The sequence below is a fragment of the uncultured Treponema sp. genome, assembly GCF_945873775.1.
Taxonomy (GTDB): Bacteria; Spirochaetota; Spirochaetia; order Treponematales; family Treponemataceae; genus Treponema_D.
In genome coordinates this window covers 95,670-120,660 of record NZ_CAMCEC010000006.1, presented here as the reverse complement: position 1 = coordinate 120,660, position 24,991 = coordinate 95,670, and the positions used below count along the sequence as shown (strand labels likewise).

Sequence of the window (24,991 nt, the reverse complement as noted above, 5' to 3'; positions counted from 1 at the left end):
TAGAGCGCGACCTTGCCAAGGTCGATGTTGCGGGTTCGATTCCCGTTTTCCGCTCTTACATTATTAAAAGCAGTGCTGTATTCAGTTGCTGCGACGCAATTTGCGGAAATGGCTCAATGGTAGAGCGCGACCTTGCCAAGGTCGATGTTGCGGGTTCGATTCCCGTTTTCCGCTCGACGACGAAGCGATTTGGATTTTTTCTGAATCGCTTTTTTATTTACAGTTGAATAAACTGTAAAAACGACTGAGTCAAGGTTTTAATTGAAGCGTGCCTTGACCCGGTGCATTTTATAATCGAGAGGTTCCCACGTGAAGGTAACAAAGGAAATTTCCAAACTTGAAAATTCAGCAGTAAAACTCACTGCCACAATTGCAAAAGAAGACGTTGTTTCTGGATACAACAAAAACATTTCTAAATACGCAAAAAATGTTCAGCTTCCAGGATTCCGCAAAGGACACGTTCCTGTAAAAGTTCTTGAACAGAAGTATGGAGATTCCCTCAAGCAGGAAGTTCTCGCAGATCTTATCGATGAATCTTTGAATCAGATTTTTGCAGAGGAAGAATCAAAAGACATCCGTCCCCTTCCCTACACTCAGCCACGTCTTGACGGAGACAAGCTTCCTGAATTCAGCACAGACAAGGATTTGACATTCTCTGTTGTTTATGACGTTTTCCCTTCAGTTGAAGTAAAGGATTTTTCAAAAATCGAAGTAAAAGAGCCACAGGTTGAAATTGGCGAAAAAGAGCTCAACGAAGAACTGAAAGCTATTCAGGAAAGAAATGCTGTTGTAATCGACAAAAAAGAAGGCGAACCTGTTGAAAAAGACAATATCGTTACAATCGACTACAAAGAGCTTGATGATTCTGGAGCTACAGTTTCCGGAAGCGAGCGCGAAGGTTTTGTTTTCACAGTTGGAACAGGCGAAAACATCTACAAGATTGATGATGAAATCATTGGCATGAAAAAAGATGAGACAAAAGAAATCTCTAAGACTTATGATGCTAAAGATGAAAACAAAGATCTTGCTGGAAAAACAAAGAAAATCAGCGTAACTGTAAAAGCTATCAAGCTCCGCAATCTTCCAGCCCTTGATGATGAGCTTGCGCAGGATGTAAGCGAAAAATACAAGACACTTGATGATCTTAAAAAGGATATTTCAAAAGGTCTTGAAAGTGCAAAAAATAGAAAAATTGCAGAACTCAAATCGCAGAGCCTCCTTGAGCAGCTTGTAGAAAAAAATCCTATTGTGCTTCCAAAGTCAATGGTTCAGGCAGAAATGGAAAGCCGCTGGAGAATGATGGCTCAGCAGTTCCAGACAACACCAGAGCAGCTTGAAAAAATGATTTCAGCTTCTGGCCAGTCAAAGGAAAATATGCTTACACAGTGGACTGGAGATGCTGAAAAAATGCTCAAAAGCCGCCTGATTGTTGACGCTCTTATCCGCGAGAAAAACATTGCGGTTACTCCAGAGGAAGTTGAAGCGGAATTTGCAAAAATCGCAGATGAATCCGGCTCAACTCTTGATGAAGTAAAAGAGCACTACAAAGACGCACGTGCAAAAGAGTACATTATCGATGAAATAAAAGAAAACAAACTTTACGATGAGCTTTACAAGCAGGTAAAAGTTTCAAAAGGCGACAAAGTTGAGTTTGCGGATCTTTTTAAAAACAATCGCTAGTTTAGAAAATTTCTGACGATAAGAAAAAAACGGAGTGTTGCCCATTCCGTTTTTTTTGTTTACACTATTCATCAGAGGAAAATTTAATGAATGAATTTATGAATACTCTTGTTCCGACTGTAATTGAAAGAAGCGGAAACGGAGAGCGTGCCTATGACTTGTATTCAAGGCTTTTGAAAGACAGAATAATTTTTGTTGATGGAGAAATTCGCGATGAAACAGCAGATTTGATTGTGGCGCAAATTCTCTACCTAGAAAGCGAAAATCCGGAAAAAGACATAAGCATGTATATAAACAGTCCGGGCGGTTCAGTTACAGCAGGACTTGCAATTTATGACACTATGCAATATGTAAGATGCGATATTCAGACTATTTGCATGGGACAGGCAGCAAGCATGGGTGCTATTATTCTTGCAGGCGGAACGATTGGAAAAAGGTACGCGCTTCCTTCTAGCCGTGTAATGATTCATCAGCCTTGGGGCGGAACTCAAGGTCAGGAAAGCGACATTGCAATTCAGGCAAAAGAAATCGGTCGCCTAAAAAAACTCAGCATAAAATATCTTTCCATGCAGACAGGAAAAAAAGAAGAAGAAATCGCAGCTGATATGGAGCGTGATTTTTATATGCCGGCAGAAGATGCAAAAAATTACGGCATAATTGACCATATAATGAACAGCGCGAAAAAAGGAGTTCAATAATGGCCAGATTAGGCAGAAACAATCAGCCGGTATGCTCATTTTGCGGCCGTCCTGCTGATGAACACAGAAGAGTCGTAAGCTCTCCAGATGACATGATTTATATCTGTGAGCATTGTGTTGCAACTTGCCAGACAATTTTAAACAATGAAGCCCACACAATAGCTCCAATCGACATGAGCGCAATTCCGTCTCCAAAAGAATTCAAAGCGTACCTTGATCAGTACGTTATTGGCCAGGATTATGCAAAAAAAGTTCTTTCCGTGGCAGTATACAACCATTACAAGCAGCTTTCAATTTCAAAGGAACAGCAGCTTACAATGGATGTAAAAATTGAAAAATCGAATATTCTTCTTTTGGGACCGACTGGCTCAGGAAAAACGCTTCTTGCAAAAACACTTGCGCAAAAACTGAATGTTCCGTTTGCAATTGCGGATGCCACTACCCTTACAGAAGCCGGATACGTTGGTGAAGACGTTGAAAATGTTCTTTTGAAGCTCATCAATGCTGCGGACGGAGATATTGCGGCTGCGGAACGCGGAATTATTTTCATTGACGAAATCGATAAAATCGGAAGAAAAAGCGAAAATACTTCAATTACACGCGATGTTTCCGGGGAAGGAGTTCAGCAGGCGCTTTTAAAGATTCTTGAAGGAACACATGCGTCAGTTCCTCCTCAGGGCGGAAGAAAGCACCCGAACCAGGAAATGATCGACATTGACACTACAAATATTCTGTTTATTTGCGGCGGAGCTTTTGTCGGACTTGACAAGATAATTGAGCAGCGGCTTTCAACAGCTTCAATCGGATTCGGGGCAGAAGGAACTCATAGAACAAACGAAGAGCGAATGGAGCTTTTGAATCAGGTTACAAGCGACGACTTGGTGAAATTCGGCCTTATACCAGAAATCATCGGCCGTCTTCCAATGACTTGCGCTTTGAAGGAACTTAACAAGGAAGATTTAAAGAGAATTCTTGTAGAGCCAAAAAATGCAATAACAAAGCAGTTTCAGGCTATTTTTGCAATAGACGATGTAGAGCTTTCTTTTGATGATGAAGCGATTGATCAGATTGCAGAAATGGCAATAAGAAGCAAAACCGGCGCGCGCGGACTAAGAGCAATTGTTGAGCACATTCTGCTTGACCTTATGTACGAAGTTCCGAGCGTAAAAGGCAAAAAGAAACTTGTAATCACAAAAGATATTGTGAATCAAAAAGAACTTCCAACTGCGGAATCTCTTTTGATTGAACAAAAGACAGCTTAAAAAAATGAAAGGAGCTTTCAAAATGCAATAGCTGACGGAAGCTCCTTTTTTTATTTTAAAACGCTTTTTATTATTTCCAAAGTTTCAAGCACGCATTTTTCCCAAGAAAATCTTTTTGACCAGGCAAGCGCGCTTGCTGATATTTTTTTTCTGAAACTTTCATCTGTTGTTATTTTTTCTATGCACGAAGCAAATTCTTCTATATTATCGCTATCAAAGAAAAGGGCATTGTTTCCTGCAACTTCTGGGAGAGCTCCGGCTTTTGCGCAGGCAACGGGAATTCCAGTCGCCATAGCTTCAAGAATAGGCAGCCCTGCTCCTTCATTCACAGAAGGAAAAACGCAGGCTTCAGAATTTCTATATAGCTCAGGAAAACTTTCATGCGGAAAATATCCGGTTATAAAAATATCGCTTGCAGCTGAAGATTCAAACGCAGCCTTGTGAACTTCATCACTATATGGTCCGTCGCTTCCTGCAATGACAAGTCTATGAGGCAAATTAGTTTTTTTCTTGAACAGCGAAAATGCTTTTATAAGCTCTATATGCTTTTTTTCAGGACTTTGCATACGGCTCGCATAAATTATATAAGGCTTTTTTATTGCGAACGGCTTTATATCCGCGACTTCACTTTCAATTCCAAGAGAATCAACTGGGAAAAAACTGCTGTGGTCAATTCCGTTGTGGACAATTTCTATGCGTCGGCATTTCAGTCCTGAACGCTCAAGATTTTTCTTTACAAACATACTCGGAACAATTACGCAGTCAGCATTTGAAAGTCCGGCTTTTATGTGCTTTTGGGCAAGCAAGTTTTCATTCTTAAAAATATTTCCCGGAATGTCATTTACAATTGCAATGCCTGGAACTTTAAATTTTGAAGGAATAAGTCTTGCTCCAGCTGGAAAAACAACCGCATCATAGCCTGATTTTTTTATAAACCGGTTCGCAGACAAATAATGCCAAAGCCGGATTGCGCCCGAAGTCGGTTTTATTCCAATGCTAGAAAAAGGAACATCGCGGTTTACGTTATAAGTATATCTGTCAATTTCCTCTCCGAAAAGTTCAAACTCAAATTCATTTTCAGCAGGAAGATTGTTTATAAAAGACATAAGGTATGAGCCAAGCCCAGATTTTCCGTGATCGCAACCAAATGTATCAATTCCAATTTTCATATCTATATAGTATATCACAAAACTTTAAAAATATGCTATATTTTATTCATGGACAAATTTTTAGAACTAAAAGTTGACGAATCAATTGTTTCAAAGCTTGAAGAAATCGGCATAACTGAACCTACAGAAGTACAGAAAAAAATAATTCCGCTCATTTCAGAAGGAAAAAATATAATGTTCCAAAGCGAAACAGGAACTGGAAAAACTTTCGCATATTTGCTTCCGCTATTGAGCCGTTTGAATTCCACAGAAAAAAGAATGGCGCGTCTTATGATTGCCTCCCCGACTTACGAGCTTGCTTCCCAGATAAAAGTTCAGGTGCAGAAAATCAGCGGAATAAAATGCGCCCTGCTGATTGGAGGTGCTCCAATTTCAAGGCAAATCGAGCTTTTAAAGGAAAAACCTGAAATTGTAATTGGAGGTCCTGCGCGGCTTCTTGAGCTGATTCATTTAAAAAAACTTAAGGCTGACGGAATTGAAACTCTTGTTCTTGACGAAGCTGACCGGCTTTTAAGCCCGGAACTCAGAGACAGCACAAAAGATCTTATGGAGCGACTTCCGAAATCAGTTCAGCTTATAGGAAATTCCGCCACTGTAAGCAAATATACGCGTGAAATCCTTCAAAAAGCAAGAAACGGAATTTTAAATGATGAAAAGGAAAACGCAATTCTTTTTGTTGCGCTGCCGATGGAAAATGTTCTTAGAAAGCAAATTTCGCATTGGGCAATCTTTTCAGAACGAAGAGACAAAATTGACACTCTAAGAAGCTTCATAAATGCAGAAAAGCCAAAAAAACTTCTTGTTTTCACTTCAAAATCCGACCAGATTGAAAACATCGCTTCAAAACTAAGATTCAAAAAAATCGACTGTGAAACTTTATGCGGAAAAACAAACAAGGTTGACAGAAAATCCGCAATCGACAGATTCAGAAGCGGAAAAGCGAAAATTCTTATTACAACAGACCTCGCTTCCAGAGGACTTGACATAGAAGGCATAACCCATGTTGTTCAAATGGATTTGCCGGAAAAAGAAGACTTTTTTATTCACCGCGCAGGAAGAACCGCAAGAGCCGGAGCAACTGGAATAAACTGCGTTATTGGAGATGCCTGGGAAATGGAAAACTATGCCCGCCTTGAAAAAAAACTGAAAATAAAAGTTTTTCCAAAAATGCTTTATAAAGGTAACGTTGTCGATCCAAATTCCTTTAATACTTGAGGCTCAAAGGCCGTTTCGCTATAATAGAAAAACATTTTAAATTGAGGAAATTCCTGTGTTTTTAAAAAGTCTTGAAATATTCGGTTTTAAGTCATTTGCCGACCGAACTCATATAAATTTTGCCGACGGAATTACTGCCCTGCTTGGTCCGAATGGCTGCGGAAAAAGCAACGTTGTTGATGCAATAAAATGGGTTCTCGCAGAAAACCGCTCAAAAAATCTTCGCGCCGAATCAATGGAAGACGTAATTTTCAACGGAACAGAAACTCGTTCGGCTCTTTCAATGGCGGAAGTTACACTGACAATTGCAAATGAAAACGGGCTTCTTCCGCTTGAAGATTCTGAAATTGCAATAAAACGCAGGCTTTATCGCAACGGCGAAAACGAATATTTTATAAATTCAAATCAAGTTGGAGCTTCTTCAATCCGCAAGCTTTTTATGGACACTGGAGTCGGAAAAGCCGCCTATTCTGTCATGGAGCAGGGAAAAATCGATCAGATTCTTTCAAGCAAGCCGGAAGACAGACGCTACCTTTTTGAGGAAGCAGCAGGAATCAGCCGTTCAAAGGCAGAAGTTGCAGATGCGGAACGTGAACTTGAAAAAACAAGGGCGAATCTGGCTCAAATTGATATTGGACTTGCAGAAACAAAACGCAGCTACGAGACTTTAAAAGTTCAGGCTGAAAAAACTGCAAAATACAGAAAACTTCAAGATGAAAAATTTGAATGCGAGCTTGACATTCAGCTTTTAAAGCTAAAGGATTTTACGCAGAACAAAGCGCGCCACGAGCAGAACAGAAAAGAAGCCGAAGAAAAAAGAAATTCCGCGGCAAATGAAATTGAGGAAATTTTAAATACGCTCCAAGTCAACACGGACAAAGTAAAAGAGCTTCAGGAGCAAGTAAACACAAAACAGCAGCTTGTAATAAAAATCAGCGCGGAGCAAACCGGAAAAAAAGCAATGGCGCGGCAGCTTCACGAGCATCAAAGCCAGATGAAAGAAAAAATCGGGCAAATTGAAAACCGCATAAAAAATATTGAAGAGCGAATTGATGAATACAATGAAGAAATTGACAGCCAGAATGCGGAGCTTCACGAAAAACACAAGCAGCTTTCAGATATAAATAAAAATGTTGAAAATTTTTCTGAAAATATCCGTCAGTCTTCAAGTCAGATTGAAGAAAATTTAAGGCTCATAAATACAAATTCTGGAAAAATCAACAATCTTGATTCAGAGCGCGCGGAACTGCAAAAACAGCTTACGTCAATAACCGAAGACATTGTTACAGAACTTGACGCAAAATTAAAGGACGCAGGCTATTCAAGCACTTCAAATAAAAAAGCAAAAGAAGCTCTTGATACAGCACTTGAAAAAATCAAAATTTATGCGAACGGGCGCGCAAATATTTTCAAGGATTTTTCTTCGCTTCCTTCTCATTCTGAAAAAGATTCTGCGCAGATGGGAACTGATGCGGTTGCGGCATTTACAGAAATTTTGCGGATGCTTGAGGAGCTTTCTCAGTCAATTTCAGAATATACAAAAACAACACCGCAGTTCATTGACGATTTTCTTTCGCCAGAAGGAATTATCACAAAAAAACGCGGAATCGACTCTTCAATTCAGCAGAATCTTGCTACAATCGATTCAATAAAAAATGAAAGCGCGGAACTCTCTTCAAAAAACAATGCGCTTAACAAAAAAATTGATGAATACAAAGACACTCTTTCAAAATTAAAAATAAACCAGGCGCAGATGGCTCAGCAAATAACTTCGTGCGAGCAGCAGATTTCAACTTTGCGGAAAACTTTGGCTTCTGAAGAAACTTCGCTCCGGGAACAGCAGAATGAGCTTTTTGAGGAAAACAAACGCCGGGAAGAAAACGAGGAGCAACTTCAAGAAACTGAAGAATCGATTGCGGAACTTGAAGCTCAAGGACAAAAAATCACAGCAGAACTGAATGACTTGGACAAGCAAATTTCAGAATGCAACAGCCAGGTAAGCGGAAAGCAAAACGCGCTTCAGAAAAAACAAGAAGAGCGGAACAAATATCAAAGCCAGCTTGAAAAGTTCAGCGTTGGAATTGCGCAGTACGACACTGAAATCAGAAATGTGAAGCAAAATTTCCAAGAAAATTTTTCACGCGACCTGATGGAATTTGAAGAGCGGATGTACACAATAACAACTCCAGTTCCAGCTTTAAAAGAAAAATTGTCGCAGGTGAAGCAAAAAATTCAGGAACTTGGAACTCCGAACTTAATGGCGATTGAGCAGTTTGCAGAAGAAAAAGAACGCTACGAACGCCAGCAGGCAAACTACAACGACACGCAAAAAACTTTGGAAAATCTCGTCCGTGTAAGTGAAGAAATCCGGACAAAATCTTCTGAAATGTTTTTGGACACATATAATAAGATTCGAAAAAATTTCCACAATATGTTCCGCAGACTTATGAACGGAGGACGGGCTGAACTTAGGCTTGTTGATCCGGCAAATGTTCTTTCGAGCGGTGTTGAAATTCTTGCCCAGCCGCCTGGAAAAAAACTTGTAAATATTTCACTTCTTTCTGGCGGTGAAAAAACAATGACAGCAGTCGCGCTTCTCTTTGCAACTTACCAAGTCCGCCCTAGCCCGTTTTGCCTTTTGGACGAAATTGACGCGGCTCTTGATGACAAAAACGTTGCAAGTTTTGTAAGCACATTGCGCGCGTTTGGAAACATAAGCCAGTACATTGTAATCACGCACAACAGGAAAACTGTAATGGGCGCATCAACAATGCTTGGCGTTACAATGGAAGAATCTGGAATCACAAAAGTTCTGCAAGTTCGCCTTGACGAAGACACCATGAACGGAAACATTGTGTTTAACGACCAGTCAGATTTTGTGGAAGAAGAAGTTCAGCCGGAAGAAGGAATTGTAATTCCGCCGCGTCCTCCAAGAAGAGAGCACAATCCAGACGGAACTTTAAAAACTGATGCGAAAACTGAACCAGAGGAAAATATCAGCCAGCAATGAATTTCTTTGAAATTGTAAAGGAAAATCTGCAAAATTTTCTCCGGGAAAACACAAAGATTACAGCGGGAATAACAATTCTTCTTGTTGTTCTTGCAGTTTTCGCTTTTGTATCAGGAATTTTTCAAGAGAAAAAAAAACAGGAAATTTTTGTTTTTCCAGAGCAAATTCCTTTTTCGGCAGTTGAAGATTTTTTTCCGCCAAAAGATGATTCTTTAACTGAAGATTATTATTTTTCAAGAGAACAAAATTCTACTTGGAGCAAAGACGAATTCGACAGATGGTTTTCTGTTCCTTCAAAGGAAAATGTTGAAGCTCTTGGAAAATCAAATGAAAAAATTGCAAATGAAATTTTAGGAGCAGCTCCGTGATAAAATTTTTTTTAGCTTTGTTTTTTACATTTTTATTTTTCTCATGCGCCTCATCCCCAAAAGAAAATACAGCAGAGACTTTGCCTTTAGAATCAGAAAATATTGCTGAAGAAAATCAAGCGCAAGAAATAGAAAATTCTCAAGAACAAAATCCTGAACTTTCAAAAGAAGAAATTCAGCCAGAAAAAAATTCAGCTGACGAAAATCCTCCGGTGCCAGAAGAAAAAATTCAGGAAGAAATAAAGCTTGAGCCGATTGAAGATATTCAAGGATATTATGAAAGCGACCCGGAACCAGTTTTTCTTGAAAAGCAGGAAATCATAGAACCGATTGAAGAAACAGAAGAAATTCCTCTTGTTCCGCCGGAAGAAAAAATTCAAGAAGAAAAGTCCGAGCCTGAAAAAGAAGAACCTGCATCGCCTGAAATTCCAAGTGGCGAAAATGCAGCAGAAGAAATTCAAACTGAACAACCAGAACTTTCTGCTGAAAAAAAGCCAGAAGTTATAATAGAAAATGAAAATTCAAAAACTGAAATTCCAAATGCAGAAAATTCAGAAGAAATAATTTCGCAGCCGGAAATCCAAAATCCAGAAACAAATGTTGAAGAAAATTCCGCAGAATCAACTTCACAAGAAGAAGAAAAAACAGAACCTGAAAAAGTTCCTGTAATTCCATCGCGTTCAGTTTCAATGAAAAACAGCCAATACTTGGACATCGTTTATCCTGGAAAAGGCTGGATTTATCTTGGCGAAGAAGATGAAAAAAATTTGATGCGCTACTTCGGTCGGAAAATCGGAGATAAAGATACTTCGTTCAGTTTGCGTTCCAGAGAAGAAGGAAAAACAATTCTTCATTTTTACAAAAATGACCAGCTTACAGGCGCTTATATCGATGACTATTTGGAAGTTGAAATAAAAGGAAGAAATTATTCAGCTGAAAGAATTTTAGCACCTGACTATTCTTCTCTTGTTCCGCCATCGCAAAAAAATTCAACTCAAGAAAAAATTTCAAGTCCAGAAATTTCAAATCCCAAAAATGAAGTTTCTGAAAATTCTCCAAAAATTCCAGAAGAAAAAGCAGCTAGCAAGAATGATTTTGAAACTGAAAAACCATCGGTTCAAACTTCCAGTGAAATTTCTTCTGGCAATGAAGTTTCACCTTCGCAGGAAATTTCTTCAATAGAAAAAAATAATTCATCGGATTCTTCTGCTGACGAGCTTTTAAAAGCCGCGCAGGAAAATTTCAATTCAAAAAAATATAAAGACTCACTTGCTTGCCTTGAAAGTTTTTTTGAAAAAGCAGACTCAAGAATTGACGAGGGGCTTTTTCTTCAGGCGCAGATTTTCGAATCGAATTCCTCAGAACGAAACATAAAAAATGCGCTTGATAATTATGAAACAATTGTCCGCCGTTATCCGCAAAGTTCAGTCTGGAAAAAAGCCAGCGAACGGGTTACATACTTAAAAAAATTTTATTTCAATATAAGATAATTTTGGAGAAACAAAATGAAAAAAATTTTAGCATTAGCAGTTTTTGTTCTTTTTGCGTTTACTTCATGTAATTTCAACGCAGAAAAAAATGAGCCTAGAACAATTTCAGTAACAGGAAAAGGAACTGTAAAACTTGACAATGAAAAAGCCGTAATCTCGCTTTCTGTTGTAACAAGAAATTCAAGTGTTCTAGCAGCAACCGAAGACAATGCCAAGAAAATGGAAGCTGTAAGAAATTCGCTAGAAACTCTTGGAATCGGAAAAGAAAATATTTCAACTTCGTCATTTTATATTCAGCAGGAAACTTCGTATTCAAACGGACGGACGATCCTCGGACAATACGTAGTTTCAAACAGCATAAATATTTTGATTTCTTCAATTGAAAAAACTGGACAGATAATTGACGGAGCTGTAAAGGCGGGCGCAAATCAGTTTAATTCAATATCTTTTTCAGCAGGAGAAACTTCAGATGCAGAAAAACAGGCTAGAATTCTTGCGTTGCGTGATGCTGAACAAAAGGCGGTTACACTTGCAAGCACAAGCGGATGTTCAGTTGGAAAAATCATTTCAATAAAAGAACGTCCGGCAATCACAGAAGGAATATCGAACACAGTTTTATATGCGGCAAAAATGGAAGGCAGCTCCACTCCAGTTTCAGGAGGAAAAACTTCCATTTCTGTAAATGTTGAAGTAGTTTACGAAATTCAGTAAACTGATTATATTTTATTTTATAGAGGCAAAAAATGTTGGACTACAGATTTATTAAAGACAATCTTGAAGCAGTAAAGAAAAATATCATAGACCGCAACATGGATCCTGCAAAAGCTGATGCAGATTTAGTAGTAAAGCTTTTTGATGAACGCACTGCTCTTACAACGGAGCTGCAGAATCTTCAGCAAAAAAGAAATGCAAATGCTGCGGCAATGAAACAAAAACTTGATTCTGAAACAAGGACAAAATATATTGAAGAAGGAAAAATCATAAAGGACGCAGTTTCTTCTGCGGAAGCAAAACTTTCTGAACTCGAAGTAAAACTTGAAGAGGCCGGACGCCAGATTCCAAACATGGCAAATCCAGAAGTTCCAGTTGGAAAAGTTGACACAGAAAATCTTGAAGTAAAAAAAGTTGGCCAGCCAAGAAAATTCGACTTCAAGCCAAAAAGCCATGTTGAGCTTGGCGAGTCGCTGGATTTGATTGACTTTGAGCGCGGAACAAAAGTTTCAGGTGCAAAATTTTATTACCTTAAAAACGAAGCTGTTTTTCTTGAGCAGGCGCTTATAATGTATGCCCTTAATATTTTGCGCAAGCACGGATTTACAACATTTATAACTCCAGACATTGCGCGTGAAGAAGTTCTAAAAGGAATTGGATTTAATCCGCGCGGAAACGAAAGCAATGTTTATGCAATTGAAGACGAAGGAACGTGCCTTGTTGCAACTGCAGAAATAACACTCGGCGGCTATCATTCAGGAGAAATTCTTGACAAGTCAAAACTTCCGCTTATGTACTGCGGACTTTCTCATTGCTTTAGACGCGAAGCAGGAGCTGCTGGACAATTCAGCAAAGGCCTTTACAGAGTTCATCAGTTTGATAAAGTTGAAATGTTTGTCTACTGTCTTCCAGAGCAAAGCGATTCTCTTCACGAAAAGCTCCGCTTGATTGAAGAAGAAATTTTCAGCGGACTTGGACTTCCGTTCCGTGTTGTTGATACTTGCACTGGAGATTTGGGCGCGCCTGCTTACAGAAAGTGGGACTTGGAAGCTTGGATGCCAGGACGCGCTGACGAAAATCATCCAGACGGAGATTACGGCGAAGTAACTTCAACTTCAAACTGCACAGATTATCAGGCACGCAGACTGAATGTAAAATACCATGACGATGATGGAAAAAATAAATACGTTCATATGCTTAATGGAACAGCTGTTGCAGTTGGAAGAGCAATGCTTTCAATTCTTGAAAATTATCAAAATGAAGATGGCTCTGTAACGATTCCAGAAGTTCTTGTTCCTTACTGCGGATTCGACAAAATCGGACCAAAAACAGACGTAGCATCTCCAGTTTACAAAACAATCAAAAAATAAAAATAGGAAGTCAAATTATGGAAGACAAAAATTATTCAAAAGGCATTTTTTACATTTTACTCTTTGCTTCCATAATTTTGGCGACTGTTATTCTAAAAATCACATCTTCATTTTTTATTCCGCTCACGCTTGCGTTGATGCTTTCGTTTGTTTTTTATCCATTTGTAAAGAACCTTACAAAATTTCATGTTCCGTGGATTGTAGGAATAATTCTAGTTGTGATTTTAGCGGCGGCGGCTTTTTTTATAATCGGAAACCTTTTGGTTGCAAGCTGCCGGACAGTTTTAAATGCTTATCCAAAATATGAAGCAAGATTCACAACTGTCTACAGTTTAATTGCGGAAGCTTTCCACATTCCTTTTGATGAAAATTCGTCGCTGATTATAAATCTTTGGAATTCATTGGGCGTAAGAACGTTTGTTCAGAATTTTGCATTGGCGGCAAGCAGCTATATGTTTTCAACTGCAAAAGTCATACTTGTAATTGCGCTGTTTATAGTTTTCTTTTTAATTGAAATCCGCGGAATGAAAGAAAAAGTAAAAACCGCATTCCCGGAAGAGCATCTTAATAGAAAAATAATGTTCATTATAACCAAAACAATTGCAGAAGTAACGCGCTACATTTCCATAAAATTTTTGATTTCATTTTTCACAGGACTTCTTGTGTTTTTGTTCTGCTTTATGATTGGACTTGACTTTGCAATTATCTGGGGATTTCTTGCGTTCATTTTGAATTTCATACCGACATTCGGCTCCATTCTTTCCTGGGCGCTTACAACTGGATTTGCGGTTCTGCAGTTTTATCCTTCATTTGGAAAAATTCTTTATGTTGGAATAGCTGTGCTTGCGGTCAATTTTATTCTCGGAAATATTATCGAGCCGCGCTGGGAAGGTTCTGACCTTGGAATTTCTCCATTTCTTATTCTTGTAAGCCTTTCTCTTTGGGGCTGGCTTTGGGGATTCATAGGAATGATTCTTGCAGTTCCGATTCTTGTAATTATAAAAATCATCTGCGAAAATATTCAAATTCTAAATCCAATTGGAGTTCTTTTGGGCAACAAAACAAATTTCAATAATAGAAAAAGAAAATTTTCGCTTTTCAATAGAAAAAATTAATCAGCCGGATTCAAAAATGTCTGGCTTTTAAAATTCATTCTAATGTTATTCGCCTAAAATTTTTCCAGTGATTCTTTCATATAAAAATCTGGAATCTTCTTCTTTTAAGTTTTCGTATTTGAGGGCAATGCATTTTATATTTTTTGAATTTTCGTTTTCATAAATTTTTTCAACAGAACATTCAACTTGAACTGTTCTTTTTAAAAGCTTGTTTTCTGAAAGCGTAAAGAAAAGCGAAAGATTGTACTTTAATTCAGAATCAAGATTTTCAGAATTTTCAGCGCAGGCTAGCACAATTCTTTTGTCATCGGCAAAAATTATAAAAAACGGCTTTACTCTGTCCTCCACTGGTTCTTGCGGAAAAATATTTTTTTCAGAAAGATAACGGACAATGCTCAAAAGCTGAATACCGTTTCCGATTGGATTTGCCTGCCCGGATTTTACTTCCTGCACAAATTTTTCAAGAAGCGATTTTGCTTCATGCTGATTTTCCTCTGGAATTTCAGACCACTTTGGAGTAGAAAAAATTCTGTAGCCTTTCATCGGAATGCAGTCAATTTCAACAACAGAATTTTCCGCTTTGTAAGAAATTTTTCCGCTAAAGTCATAATCATTTTTTGAAAAAATTTCTGGAATTCTTTTTATGCTTGAAGGAATGACAATTGCAAGTCCCTGGGAACATTCTTTCATCGTTGTGATAAAATAAAGCCCAAGATGATTAAAATAAAACTGAACTTTTACAAGTTTTCCCAAAAACGGAAGAACCGTGCGCGCAGGATTTTTTAAAAGAATTATTCCCTGATTCAAAACTTTTATTTGCTCAGAAGGAATCGCAACAGGAAAAACTGCGCTTGCAGGAATCCGGCTTTCTTTTTCCGGCACAGGAATTTTTGCGTCAATCATTTCCGCGTCAGCTTGCTCCGGCTTTTTTTCAAGCGTAACTGTCAGAGGAACATTGTCATCCATAAGATATTGAAGCACAAGCTCCCTTTCTATTTTTGTAAGCTCCTTGTTTTCAGACATCGTTCCTCCTATGAATTTTTGTTCCAGCTGAAAATTTCAAGCTGAAAAATTTTCCATTCCTGATCTATTTTTTTTAAATAAGCATAAATGTCAGCGCTTGAATTTTTTTTATCATTTGATTTAAGAAAAATTCTTACTGGGCATTGATAAATTCCATCAGAAAAAAAAGGCTCGCCCGCGACATGATTTAAAACATTCGCTTTTATTTCAGAAAAATCATGCAAAAAAATCACAAGCGAATATAAACTTTCAGCTTCAAAATATTTTTCACAATCCTCGTTTTTTTCAAATGAATAAAAAAATGAATCAAGAATTTTTAAAGCTTCTTTGTCCATTGAAGAAATGTCAAGGCCAAATGAATCCTTAAAATTTGGAAAAACTGATTTTGAATCTATAAAAGCCAGAGCAACAGAAGCCGGCGACAATGCAGTTTTGGAAGAAACATTTTTTATGCCTGGCAATTTTTCTTTTAAAATATCAGCTTCAATTTCATTTGACCATAAAGAGATTCTTTCAAAATTTTCTGCGGAACTTTTTAAAGTTTCATCTTTGACTTCAGATTCTTCAACAGAAGCCGCGCATGAAACAAAAAATGCAATAATTAAAATTCCAGCTGAAAAAATTCTTATCATATTCTTTTAGGAACATTATAATGGGGATTTTTGCAAAAGAAAAGATATTTTTTCAACAAACTAAAAATGCGCTGTTACAAAAAATACAGTTTGCGGTTTTATGTGTAATATATTATATTTATAAAAACAAAAATTTTCGGAGGAATCTATGGAAAATCAAATGGCATTTTATGCTCCAACAGAAGCTGAAAGGAAACTTTTTCTAACAAGAACTTATTTATGGATGGGAATCGCTCTTCTTGTAAGCGCGGCAGTTTCATTTTTCGCAGCAGAATCAGGTCTGATTATTTCTATTTTGAAGGCAACAGGCGGAATGGGACTTATCATTCTTTGCATTGCGGAGATCGGTCTTGTAGTCGGTCTTACTTCTTCAATCAGAAAAATTTCTGTAGCAAACGCAAAGCTTTTGTTCATTTTGTATTCAGCTTTAAACGGACTTACAATTTCTACAATTTTCTTTACATACACAACAAGCTCAATCGCAGTCTGCTTTGTTTCCGCAGCGGCAATGTTTTTTGGAATGTCGCTTTACGGCATTAAGACAAAATCGGATCTTACAACAGCCGGACGCTACCTTATGATGGCTTTAATCGGAATTATTATAGCTTCTCTGCTGAACGGAATTTTATTCCTTTTTGGAGCCGGAAGCACAATGTTCGATTGGCTGATTTCTGTTGCGTCTGTAGTTGTGTTTACTGGACTTACAGCTTATGATTCACAGAAAATTATGCGCATTTCTTCAAGGGCGGACAGCTCAGATTCATTCAAGAAAATCGCGATTTATGGCGCGCTTGAACTTTACCTTGACTTTATAAACATTTTCCTTTCGCTTTTAAGGCTTTTTGGAAATCGCAAATAAGTTTCAATTAAAAAAAATTTCAACGGCGTGCAGAATGGCATCCAAAGGCGAATACATTCTTTTTGTCATCGGCACGCTCCGTGTAAAAATTCCGCCGTATTTTTTTTCGACTATGCGGCGGTCTAAAACAACAACAATGCCTTTGTCATCAGCGCGCCTAACAAGCCGTCCGAAACCCTGCCTGAATTTTATTACAGCCTGTGGAAGGCTTAGCTGCATAAAAGGATTTCCGCCCTTCTTTTCAAGCGCTTCACTTCTTGCTGAAAAAACTGGATCATTCGGAACTGCAAACGGAAGCTTCACAATTATAACTTGGCTAAGGCTGCTTCCAGGAACATCAACACCTTCCCAAAAACTGTCGGTTGCAAATAAAACGCTGTTTGTGTCTTTTTTGAATTTTTCAAGAAGCCTGAATCTGTCTTCATCGCCCTGCTTAAAAACTTCAATTCCGTTTTCAGAAAGAATATTCCGGCTTGCATTGAATGTAAATTTCAGGCTGTCATAGGAAGTAAAAAGAACAAGAGTTTTTCCACCTGCAGCCAAAATAAGTTTTGGAACTGCATCTTCAACAAAGGTTTGAAAATACGAGCTGTCTGGGAATGGCGCGTCATTCGGAACTGCGAACAAGACATTTTCTTTGTATGGGAACGGGGAATCAAAACTGTCCTGCGCTACTCGCTCAGGCTCTGCAAAAGAAATTCCAACACGGCGAGTCCAGTAACCAAAATTTCTGTCAATCTGCAAAGTCGCGCTTGTGCAGACAACAGTTTTCATCGGTTCAAAAACTCCAGAGTTCATCAAAGGCGCAATGTCCAGCGGAGTCTGAATAAACTGAACAAAAGTCACAAAATCTTCACCGGGGACTTTCGGAGGAATTTTCACTTTCTGAAGCCAAAAAACAGTGTCTTCTTTTTCTTCCCAAAGCAAAAAATTTCCGCACAAGGCCGCCAAAGATTCAAGACGGCGCAGAACGGTTTTTGCTTCCCAAACTGCCGGAACTTCTGAATCCTTGTCATCGATTTTTTCCAATACTTCACGCACAAGATTGTTAAATGCAGAAATTGCAGATTTCAGTTTTGAAAGCGCATTAAAAGTTCCACCGAATTTCTGAGAGTTTGCACTGTGGATTCTTGCATTGAAATTTTCATCAAGCTCAAGAATTGAAACCTGATCAAGTTCCAAAAGAGAATCTTTTATTCCATTGACAAGAACCGGCGCACGTTCCATACAGTCATCAGCGGAAGAAAATGCGGCAGCCTGAACAAGGAAACCTGTGTTTGAGCTTCTAAAAGTTCTGAACAAAAGATTTACCTGCTTCATCACTTTAAAACGCGTTATGATTTCACTGAAAAAACTAGTCGCGCTGTCTTCAATTCCATGGGCTTCGTCAAAAACAATCCGCCTGTAAGGAGGCAAAACGGCTGCATTGTCGTAGCCTGCTCCGCTCATTCTGCTTTCAATGTCCGCAAACAAAAGATGATGGTTTACAATTATTATGTTTGCGCTGGCAGCTTCATTGCGGACTTTCATCACAAAGCAGGTTTCCCTGAACGGACATCTTCCGCCAAGACAAGCATCGCTTTCGCTGTTGACTTTTGACCACACGCTTTCAGATGGAAGAAATGTAAGATCGCTTTTGCTTCCTGTTGAGCTTGTTTTTGCCCACTCATTTATTTTGTCAATAATTTCAATTTCTTCATTAAAAAGGCTTCTGTCATTTTCCGCTTCTGAAAGCCTGCGAAGACAGATGTAGTTTTGCCGGCCTTTTAAAAGCACCGCCTTTATTTTTTTTCCTATTAATTTTTGAGCAAACGGAATGTCCTTTTCAAAAAGCTGCTGCTGAAGATTTATAGTTCCCGTGGAAACAACAACGCATTCCTTGTTTTTCACCGACCAAAGCATTGCTGGAATCAAATACGCAAAACTTTTTCCAACTCCAGTTCCAGCTTCAAAAACGCCGATTTTTTCCTTATTAAATGACGCCGCAATTTCTTTTGAAAGTGAAATTTGAGACGGACGCTCTTCGTAGTTCCCATAGGATTTTGCAAACGGACCTTGGCTTGAAAGAAAAAATGCAGTTTCTTCCTCATTCAAAAGCTCAATTTTTTTAGGCTTTACAGGCTCCACAACCACATAAACCCGGGAAACTTCATTGTCAACTATGTAAAATCCAAGCGAAGTGTCAGAAGCATTGTAGGCAATATTTTGGTCTGCCTCGCTAGGAGAAAGGTTTCCGCTTGGGTGATTATGAATTATGACATTTCCTTCTCTTGCAGCATTTTTATTTACAACTACGGAATTTTCGTTTCCGCGGGAACCAGCCTGAACAGAAACAACAATGCCTTCCAAATTTATTTTTCCAGCCCAAAAAACTTCGTTTCCGTCTGCGTCTTCAATATCAGAGCGCATAGCATCAATTGCATTTTGGCTGAATCTTTTCAAGGCTTCCATAATCAGCGGTATTTTAGATTGAAAGAAAAAAATGTTCAACAAGCAAATTTTATATGTGAATAAAATCACAATATTTTCTGTAAGTTGTTACAAATTTCACAAGAAAATTGAAAAATCGTCAAATTCGGGCTTAAAAGGCAGTTTTCGTTTTTATTTTCATTAACAGGTATATTTTTTTGTGTTATAATATAATTTGAATGTTGCTGTCATAGAAGGAATTTTCTTCAGGCTATGCGGCGGCTCTTTTAAAACCATTTGCACACAGGAGATATTTATGGCAAACAAAATCACCATTATTGGTGCTGGACAAGTTGGCTCATCTATTGCTTATGCCCTTTGTCTTAAAAGCATTGCAACTGAAATCGTTATGATTGACATTGACAAAAACCGCGCTATGGGAGAAGCTCTGGACATTCGCCAGGGAACTCCATATATGAGCCCTGTAAATATTCACGACGGCTCTTATGAAGACGCAAAAGATTCAGACCTTGTAATCTTGACTTCTGGGGTTGCACGCAAGCCGGGACAGTCTCGTCTTGACCTTGCGCAGACAAATGTAAACATAACAAAGTCAATTATTCCGCAGATTGCAAAAGTCGCTCCAAACGCAATTTATATCATCGTTGCAAATCCTGTTGACATTCTTACATATCAGTTTGTAAAAACATCTGGAATTCCTGCTGACCACATCATTGGAACTGGAACTTTGCTTGACACAGCAAGATTGCGCACAAAAATCGCTGATGTATACGGAATTGGACAGCCTAACCTTCACGCTTATGTTTTCGGCGAGCACGGAGACTCTTCATTTGTTCCGTGGTCTTTGGTAAACGTAGCTTCTGTTCCTGTAGACTCATACTACGACAGCCTCAATGGAAAAGGAAACGCAAAGCCTGACCACGCTGAAATTGAAGACTTTGTACGCAAATCAGGCGGAATCATTATTTCAGCAAAAAAATGCACAAACTACGGAATCGGAGCTACAACAGCACGTCTTTGCGAAATCATCAAAAATTCAAATGACTCTGTTACAATCGCTTCTTCAATGCTTACAGGCGAATACGGAATCAACGATGTATGTTTGAGCATACTTACAGTTGTTGGCGGACATGGAATCACAGGCCGTCTTGTTGCTCCTCTTACAGACAACGAAATTGCACAGCTCAAGCATTCCGCAGATTGCCTCAAAGACGTAATCAAGCAGCTGGAGTTCTAAATGGAATACAGAATTGAACATGACAGCATGGGAGAAGTAAAAGTTCCTGCTGACAAACTCTGGGGCGCGCAGACTGAACGCAGCCACGAAAATTTCCTTATTGGCGTTGGAATTGAAACAATGCCTTGCGAAATCACAAAGGCTTTTGGTTATCTGAAAAAGGCGGCGGCTCTTGCGAACAATGCGCTCAAACCTGAAAAAATGACAGACAAAAAGCTCAAGGCAATTTCTCAGGCTTGCGATGAAGTTATTTCAGGCTCGTTGAACGAAAACTTTCCGCTTGTTGTATGGCAGACAGGTTCTGGTACACAGTCAAACATGAACACAAATGAAGTCATTGCGAACAGAGCAAACCAGATTGCAGGCGAAAAACTTTGCCATCCGAATGACGACATAAACATGAGCCAGTCTTCAAATGACACTTTTCCAACTGCAATGCACATTGCCGCTGTTGTTGAAGTTGAAGACAAGCTTTTTCCAGCAATCGACACGCTTGTTGACACTTTCAAGAAACTAGAAAAAGTAAATGAAGGCATTGTAAAATCAGGACGCACTCACCTTCAGGACGCAGTTCCGATTCAGTTCTCGCAGGAAATTTCAGGCTGGAGAACTTCCCTTGAGCGCGACAAGGAAATGCTTTCTTCTTCCCTTCCATATTTAAAGCAGCTTGCTTTGGGAGGAACAGCGGTTGGAACTGGACTTAATGCGCCGGCTGGATTTGACACTCTTGTTGCAAAGAAAGTTTCAGAGCTTACTGGAAAAGATTTCATTACAGCGCCAAACAAATTCCATGCGTTGACTTCAAAAGATGAAATTGTATTTGCGCACGGAGCTTTAAAAGCGCTTGCTGCCGATTTGATGAAAATTGCAAACGATGTAAGATGGCTTGCTTCCGGTCCAAGATGCGGAATCGGTGAAATTCATATTCCAGAAAATGAGCCGGGCTCTTCAATCATGCCGGGAAAAGTAAATCCGACACAGTGCGAAGCAATGACTATGGTTGCCGTTCAGGTTATGGGAAATGACGCGGCTGTTGGAATGGCTGCTTCACAGGGAAACTTTGAGCTGAATGTATTTATGCCGGTAATCGCATATAATTTTCTTCAGTCTGTAAGGCTTCTTGCTGAAGTAATGGTAAGTTTCAATAAAAACTGCGCGGTTGGAATCACAGCAAACAAGGAAAAAATGCACTTCAACTTGTATAATTCCCTGATGCTTGTAACAGCCTTGAACCCATACATCGGATACGAAAACGCGGCAAAAACAAGCCACAAAGCTTACGAAGAAAATATTTCACTTAAAGATGCCTGCGTACAGCTTGGCTTCCTTACAGCTGAAAAATTTAACGAAGTTTTCCATCCAGAAGAAATGGCTGGCGTGAAAAAATAAAAATACCAAGCCTTAAGTTTTTGCTTGAGGCTAGCTAAAAATATCCTGCACTTAGGAGCAAAGAATGAGTGAGAACCAAACACACACACTGACTTATTCTTATTTTCCAGGCTGCACGCTAAAAAACAAAGCGAAGGATTTGGACTTATACGGCCGTTTAAGCGCTGAAGCTCTTGGTTTCAAACTTGAAGAAATCGAAGAGTGGCAGTGCTGCGGCGGTGTATATCCTACAGGCAAAAATGAAATTGCCTCAAAGCTTCCTTCTGTCCGGGCTTTGGCTGCATCCAGAGATAAGAACCAGGCATTGGTAACACTGTGCTCAGCGTGTTACAATGTAATCAAGCAGGTGAACAATGACCTGCAGAATGACGAGAATACAATTTTAAAAGTAAACAATTATCTCGCCCAAGACAATATTGAATACCACGGAGAGACGAAAGTCCTTCACTTCCTTGAAGTTCTCCGCGATGAAATCGGCTGGGACAACGTAAAGAAATCCGTCAAGAATCCTTTCAAGGGAAAGAAAATCGGAGCCTATTACGGCTGCCTTCTTCTCCGCCCGGGAAAGGTAATGGAATTTGACGATCCTGAGAATCCGAAAATCCTTGAGGACTTCATAACCGCGATCGGCGGAACTCCTGTCATCTATGCCCAGCGCAACGAGTGCTGCGGTGCCTATGCCGCGTTTGAGGATGAGACGATTCCTCAGAAAAGAGCGGCCTCGATTCTTGCGAATGCCGAGGACATGGGAGCGGACTTCCTTGTCACAAGCTGCCCTCTCTGCCGCTACAATCTCATAAAGAACAAAGGCTCCTCAAACCTTGACGTTATCTACTTTACAGAACTTCTTGCGGAAGCTCTCGGCGTAAAAGATGCCGTAGCAAAGGAGGCTGTGAATGCTTGAGTCAGAAATTCAGAAATACAGAGAACTGATTCTTGAGACAAGCGGAGTCAATCCCAAGAAATGCATGGTCTGCGGAAAATGTTCCGGAACCTGCCCTAATTACGACTCCATGGAATATCATCCGCATCAGTTCGTGCAGATGGTTGAGAACGGAGAAATCGAGCCTCTTTTAAAGAGCAAGTCGATTTATACCTGTCTGAGCTGTTTCGCCTGCCTTGAGAGATGTCCACGTCAGGTTGAGCCGGCCAAGCTTATTGACGCTGTGCGCACTGTTGTTGAGCGTGAGCGCGGTCCGCTTCATCTTGATCCTGTTCAGGTTCCTGAAAAGCTTGATGAAGAGACTCCGCAGCAGCTTTTGATGAGCGCATTCAGAAAGTACCGCAAATAGGAGCAGCATCATGGAAAGAATCGGTGTTTTCGTGTGCCATTGCGGCACAAACATTGCAGGCACTGTTGACGTTGCGAAAGTAGCTGAAGAGCTGGGCAAGGTGAACGGTGTAGTTTATTCAACTCATTATACATATATGTGTTCTTCCGCCGGTCAGAAAATGATTGAGGACAAGATTCACGAGCTGAACCTTACGGGTGTGGTTCTGTGCTCCTGTTCTCCGCGTATGCATGAGAAGACCTTCCGTTCCTGTGCGGAGCGCGCGGGCCTCAATGCCTACAAGGTGGAAGTCGCGAACATCCGTGAGCAGTGCTCATGGGTTATGAAGGAAATGGGCGATGCCACGGAAAAAGCCATCGCTTTAGGCAAGGCGGCCGTCGCAAAGACAATTCTTGACACGCCTTTGATTGAAGGCGAGACGCCAATGACAAAGCGCGCATTGGTAATCGGCGGCGGTATCGCCGGAATCACGGCTGCCCTCGACATTGCGGACGCAGGATTCCCGGTTGATATTGTTGAGAAGGACTATACAGTCGGCGGAAAGATGGCGAAGCTCGACAAGACATTCCCTACTTTGGACTGCGCGTCCTGTATCGTCACGCCGAAAATGACTGAAGTAAGCCAAAATCCGAACATCCGCATACTCTCCTACTCGGAAGTTGCAGGTGTGAAAGGATATATCGGAAACTTCGAGGTGGACATAAAACGCCATCCGCGCTATGTTGACGAGACGAAATGCACGGGCTGCGGAGCCTGTATAGAAAAATGTCCGAACAAGAAAGTTCCGAACGCATTCAACCTGAACCTGAACAACCGCAAGGCGATTGACATTCCGTTTGCCCAGGCTGTTCCGAAGGTGGCCGCAATCTCCGCGGACTACTGCCTTCATATAAAGGGAATGAAGAACGGAAAGGACAATGTGTGCGGATTCTGCGAGAAGGCCTGTGCCGCAGGAGCAATCAACTTCCATCAGGAAGAGACAATGCTTACTGAAAAATACGGCGCAATCATCGTGGCTACCGGCTACAATCCGATCAGCCTTGAGAAATTCGATGAGTACGCATACAGCCAGAGTCCGGACGTTGTTTCATCACTTGAATTTGAACGCCTCTGCAACGCGTCCGGTCCTACAAACGGACATCTTCTCCGCCCTTCAGACGGAAAGGAGCCGAAGAACATTGTATTCGTCCAGTGCGTGGGAAGCCGCTGTTCCGCGGACTCTACAAAAGGCCACGAATACTGCTCCAAAATCTGCTGTATGTACACCGCGAAGCACGCGATTCTTACACGCGACCACTATCCTGACACGAACATCACTGTCTTCTATATTGACGTGCGCACTCCGGGAAAGAATTTTGACGAATTCTACCGCCGCGCGGTTGAGCAGTACGGCGTCCACTACATAAAGGGACAGGTTGGAAAAGTGACTCCGCTCTCGGACGGAACTCTTGACGTGCAGGGATCTGACCTGATTCTGAACCGTCAGGTTCACATCAAGGCGGACATGGTTGTTCTTGCCGCTTCAATCGAGGCCGACAAGTCTGCCCGCCCGCTTGCGACAATGCTCACGACTTCCATGGACAACAACGACTTCTTCCTTGAGGCCCACGCGAAGCTCCGTCCGGTCGAGTCTCCTACAGCCGGTATCTTCCTTGCAGGATGCTGCCAGGGACCTAAGGATATTCCGGAGACTGTAGCCCAGTCATCAGGCGCGGCTGCAAAGGCAATCTGCCTGCTCGTAAAGGACAAGCTCAAGAACAACCCTTGCACCGCGAATCCGAACGAGAATGCCTGCAACGGCTGCGGCCAGTGCGCGAACGTCTGTCCTTACGGCGCCATCTCTTATATCGAGAAGGATTTCCGCGGACCGAACAGAACTACAATCACACGCCGTGTTTCCCAGGTGAACAAGGCTATGTGCCACGGATGCGGAGCCTGTACGGTTGCCTGTCCTTCCGGCGCGATGGATCTGTTAGGATTCAGCAACAAACAAATCTTGGCGGAGGTTGACTCAGTATTGTAATTCGCAATGCCCAAACAG

Annotated in this window: 20 protein-coding genes and 1 tRNA gene; 17 read left to right on the top strand and 4 right to left on the bottom strand. The window is 40.4% G+C overall.

What is annotated here, in order from left to right:
* Positions 1-102: 102 nt before the first annotated feature.
* The 4 genes from Q0N70_RS04865 (at position 103) to clpX (ending at position 3,640) form a co-directional block, all read left to right on the top strand.
* A tRNA-Gly gene (locus Q0N70_RS04865) sits at positions 103-174 on the top strand.
* Positions 175-309: 135 nt separating this feature from the next.
* Positions 310-1,680 carry a trigger factor gene (gene tig, locus Q0N70_RS04860; RefSeq protein ID WP_294014405.1) on the top strand — a complete coding sequence of 457 codons (1,371 nt, stop codon included), beginning with the start codon at positions 310-312 and terminating at the stop codon, positions 1,678-1,680.
* A gap of 86 nt (positions 1,681-1,766) precedes the next feature.
* Positions 1,767-2,378 carry an ATP-dependent Clp endopeptidase proteolytic subunit ClpP gene (gene clpP / locus Q0N70_RS04855; RefSeq protein WP_294014403.1) on the top strand — a complete coding sequence of 204 codons (612 nt, stop codon included), beginning with the start codon at positions 1,767-1,769 and terminating at the stop codon, positions 2,376-2,378.
* Positions 2,378-3,640 (top strand): ATP-dependent Clp protease ATP-binding subunit ClpX, encoded by a 1,263-nt coding sequence (gene clpX / locus Q0N70_RS04850; RefSeq protein WP_294014401.1) that lies wholly within the window; start codon positions 2,378-2,380, stop codon positions 3,638-3,640. The genes clpP and clpX overlap by 1 nt, the downstream gene beginning before the upstream one ends.
* 50 nt (positions 3,641-3,690) lie before the next feature.
* On the opposite strand, the gene Q0N70_RS04845 is transcribed toward clpX, so the two are convergent.
* A complete protein-coding gene (locus tag Q0N70_RS04845; RefSeq protein WP_294014399.1) occupies positions 3,691-4,809 on the bottom strand; it encodes a glycosyltransferase family 1 protein in 1,119 nt (372 codons plus the stop codon).
* A gap of 48 nt (positions 4,810-4,857) precedes the next feature.
* On the opposite strand from Q0N70_RS04845, the gene Q0N70_RS04840 reads away from it, so the two are divergent.
* Genes Q0N70_RS04840 through Q0N70_RS04810 form a run of 7 tightly spaced genes read left to right on the top strand, consistent with a single transcriptional unit; the run spans position 4,858 to position 14,088 of the window.
* Positions 4,858-6,024 (top strand): DEAD/DEAH box helicase, encoded by a 1,167-nt coding sequence (locus Q0N70_RS04840; protein WP_294014397.1) that lies wholly within the window; start codon positions 4,858-4,860, stop codon positions 6,022-6,024.
* Between the two features lie 55 nt (positions 6,025-6,079).
* Positions 6,080-9,034 (top strand): AAA family ATPase, encoded by a 2,955-nt coding sequence (locus tag Q0N70_RS04835; protein WP_294014395.1) that lies wholly within the window; start codon positions 6,080-6,082, stop codon positions 9,032-9,034.
* Positions 9,031-9,402 carry a hypothetical protein gene (locus tag Q0N70_RS04830; protein ID WP_294014393.1) on the top strand — a complete coding sequence of 124 codons (372 nt, stop codon included), beginning with the start codon at positions 9,031-9,033 and terminating at the stop codon, positions 9,400-9,402. Before Q0N70_RS04835 ends, Q0N70_RS04830 begins: the two co-directional genes overlap by 4 nt.
* Positions 9,399-10,892, top strand: coding sequence for a hypothetical protein (locus tag Q0N70_RS04825; RefSeq protein WP_294014391.1), 1,494 nt, complete (start codon positions 9,399-9,401; stop codon positions 10,890-10,892). Before Q0N70_RS04830 ends, Q0N70_RS04825 begins: the two co-directional genes overlap by 4 nt.
* A gap of 15 nt (positions 10,893-10,907) precedes the next feature.
* Positions 10,908-11,603 carry an SIMPL domain-containing protein gene (locus tag Q0N70_RS04820; RefSeq protein ID WP_294014389.1) on the top strand — a complete coding sequence of 232 codons (696 nt, stop codon included), beginning with the start codon at positions 10,908-10,910 and terminating at the stop codon, positions 11,601-11,603.
* 32 nt (positions 11,604-11,635) lie between these two features.
* The gene (gene serS, locus Q0N70_RS04815; RefSeq protein WP_294014387.1) at positions 11,636-12,973 is read left to right on the top strand and encodes a serine--tRNA ligase; all 1,338 of its coding nucleotides are present in this window, start codon (positions 11,636-11,638) and stop codon (positions 12,971-12,973) included.
* Positions 12,974-12,990: 17 nt separating this feature from the next.
* Positions 12,991-14,088: an AI-2E family transporter gene (locus Q0N70_RS04810; RefSeq protein WP_294014385.1), complete on the top strand. Its 1,098-nt coding sequence runs from the start codon at positions 12,991-12,993 to the stop codon at positions 14,086-14,088.
* Positions 14,089-14,133: 45 nt separating this feature from the next.
* On the opposite strand, the gene Q0N70_RS04805 is transcribed toward Q0N70_RS04810, so the two are convergent.
* Positions 14,134-15,111: a hypothetical protein gene (locus Q0N70_RS04805; RefSeq protein WP_294014383.1), complete on the bottom strand. Its 978-nt coding sequence runs from the start codon at positions 15,109-15,111 to the stop codon at positions 14,134-14,136.
* Between the two features lie 8 nt (positions 15,112-15,119).
* On the bottom strand, positions 15,120-15,743 hold the full coding sequence (locus Q0N70_RS04800) for a hypothetical protein (protein ID WP_294014381.1): 624 nt from the start codon (positions 15,741-15,743) through the stop codon (positions 15,120-15,122).
* 148 nt (positions 15,744-15,891) lie between these two features.
* Here Q0N70_RS04800 and Q0N70_RS04795 point away from each other — a divergent pair, with 148 nt between their 5' ends.
* Complete coding sequence (locus Q0N70_RS04795) at positions 15,892-16,602, top strand: Bax inhibitor-1/YccA family protein (RefSeq protein ID WP_294014379.1); 711 nt, start codon at positions 15,892-15,894, stop codon at positions 16,600-16,602.
* A gap of 3 nt (positions 16,603-16,605) precedes the next feature.
* On the opposite strand, the gene Q0N70_RS04790 is transcribed toward Q0N70_RS04795, so the two are convergent.
* Positions 16,606-19,053 carry a helicase C-terminal domain-containing protein gene (locus Q0N70_RS04790; protein WP_294014377.1) on the bottom strand — a complete coding sequence of 816 codons (2,448 nt, stop codon included), beginning with the start codon at positions 19,051-19,053 and terminating at the stop codon, positions 16,606-16,608.
* A 274-nt stretch (positions 19,054-19,327) separates the two neighbouring features.
* Between Q0N70_RS04790 and Q0N70_RS04785 the strand changes: the two genes are divergently transcribed.
* The 5 genes from Q0N70_RS04785 (at position 19,328) to Q0N70_RS04765 (ending at position 24,973) form a co-directional block, all read left to right on the top strand.
* A complete protein-coding gene (locus Q0N70_RS04785; RefSeq protein WP_273352879.1) occupies positions 19,328-20,269 on the top strand; it encodes an L-lactate dehydrogenase in 942 nt (313 codons plus the stop codon).
* Complete coding sequence (gene fumC / locus Q0N70_RS04780; protein ID WP_294014373.1) at positions 20,270-21,658, top strand: class II fumarate hydratase; 1,389 nt, start codon at positions 20,270-20,272, stop codon at positions 21,656-21,658.
* Between the two features lie 64 nt (positions 21,659-21,722).
* Entirely contained in the window at positions 21,723-22,562 is an 840-nt protein-coding gene (locus Q0N70_RS04775; protein ID WP_294014370.1) for a CoB--CoM heterodisulfide reductase iron-sulfur subunit B family protein, read from the top strand.
* A complete protein-coding gene (locus Q0N70_RS04770) occupies positions 22,555-22,950 on the top strand; it encodes a 4Fe-4S dicluster domain-containing protein (RefSeq protein ID WP_288303117.1) in 396 nt (131 codons plus the stop codon). The genes Q0N70_RS04775 and Q0N70_RS04770 overlap by 8 nt, the downstream gene beginning before the upstream one ends.
* A 10-nt stretch (positions 22,951-22,960) precedes the next feature.
* Entirely contained in the window at positions 22,961-24,973 is a 2,013-nt protein-coding gene (locus tag Q0N70_RS04765; RefSeq protein WP_294014366.1) for a CoB--CoM heterodisulfide reductase iron-sulfur subunit A family protein, read from the top strand.
* Positions 24,974-24,991 lie beyond the last annotated feature (18 nt).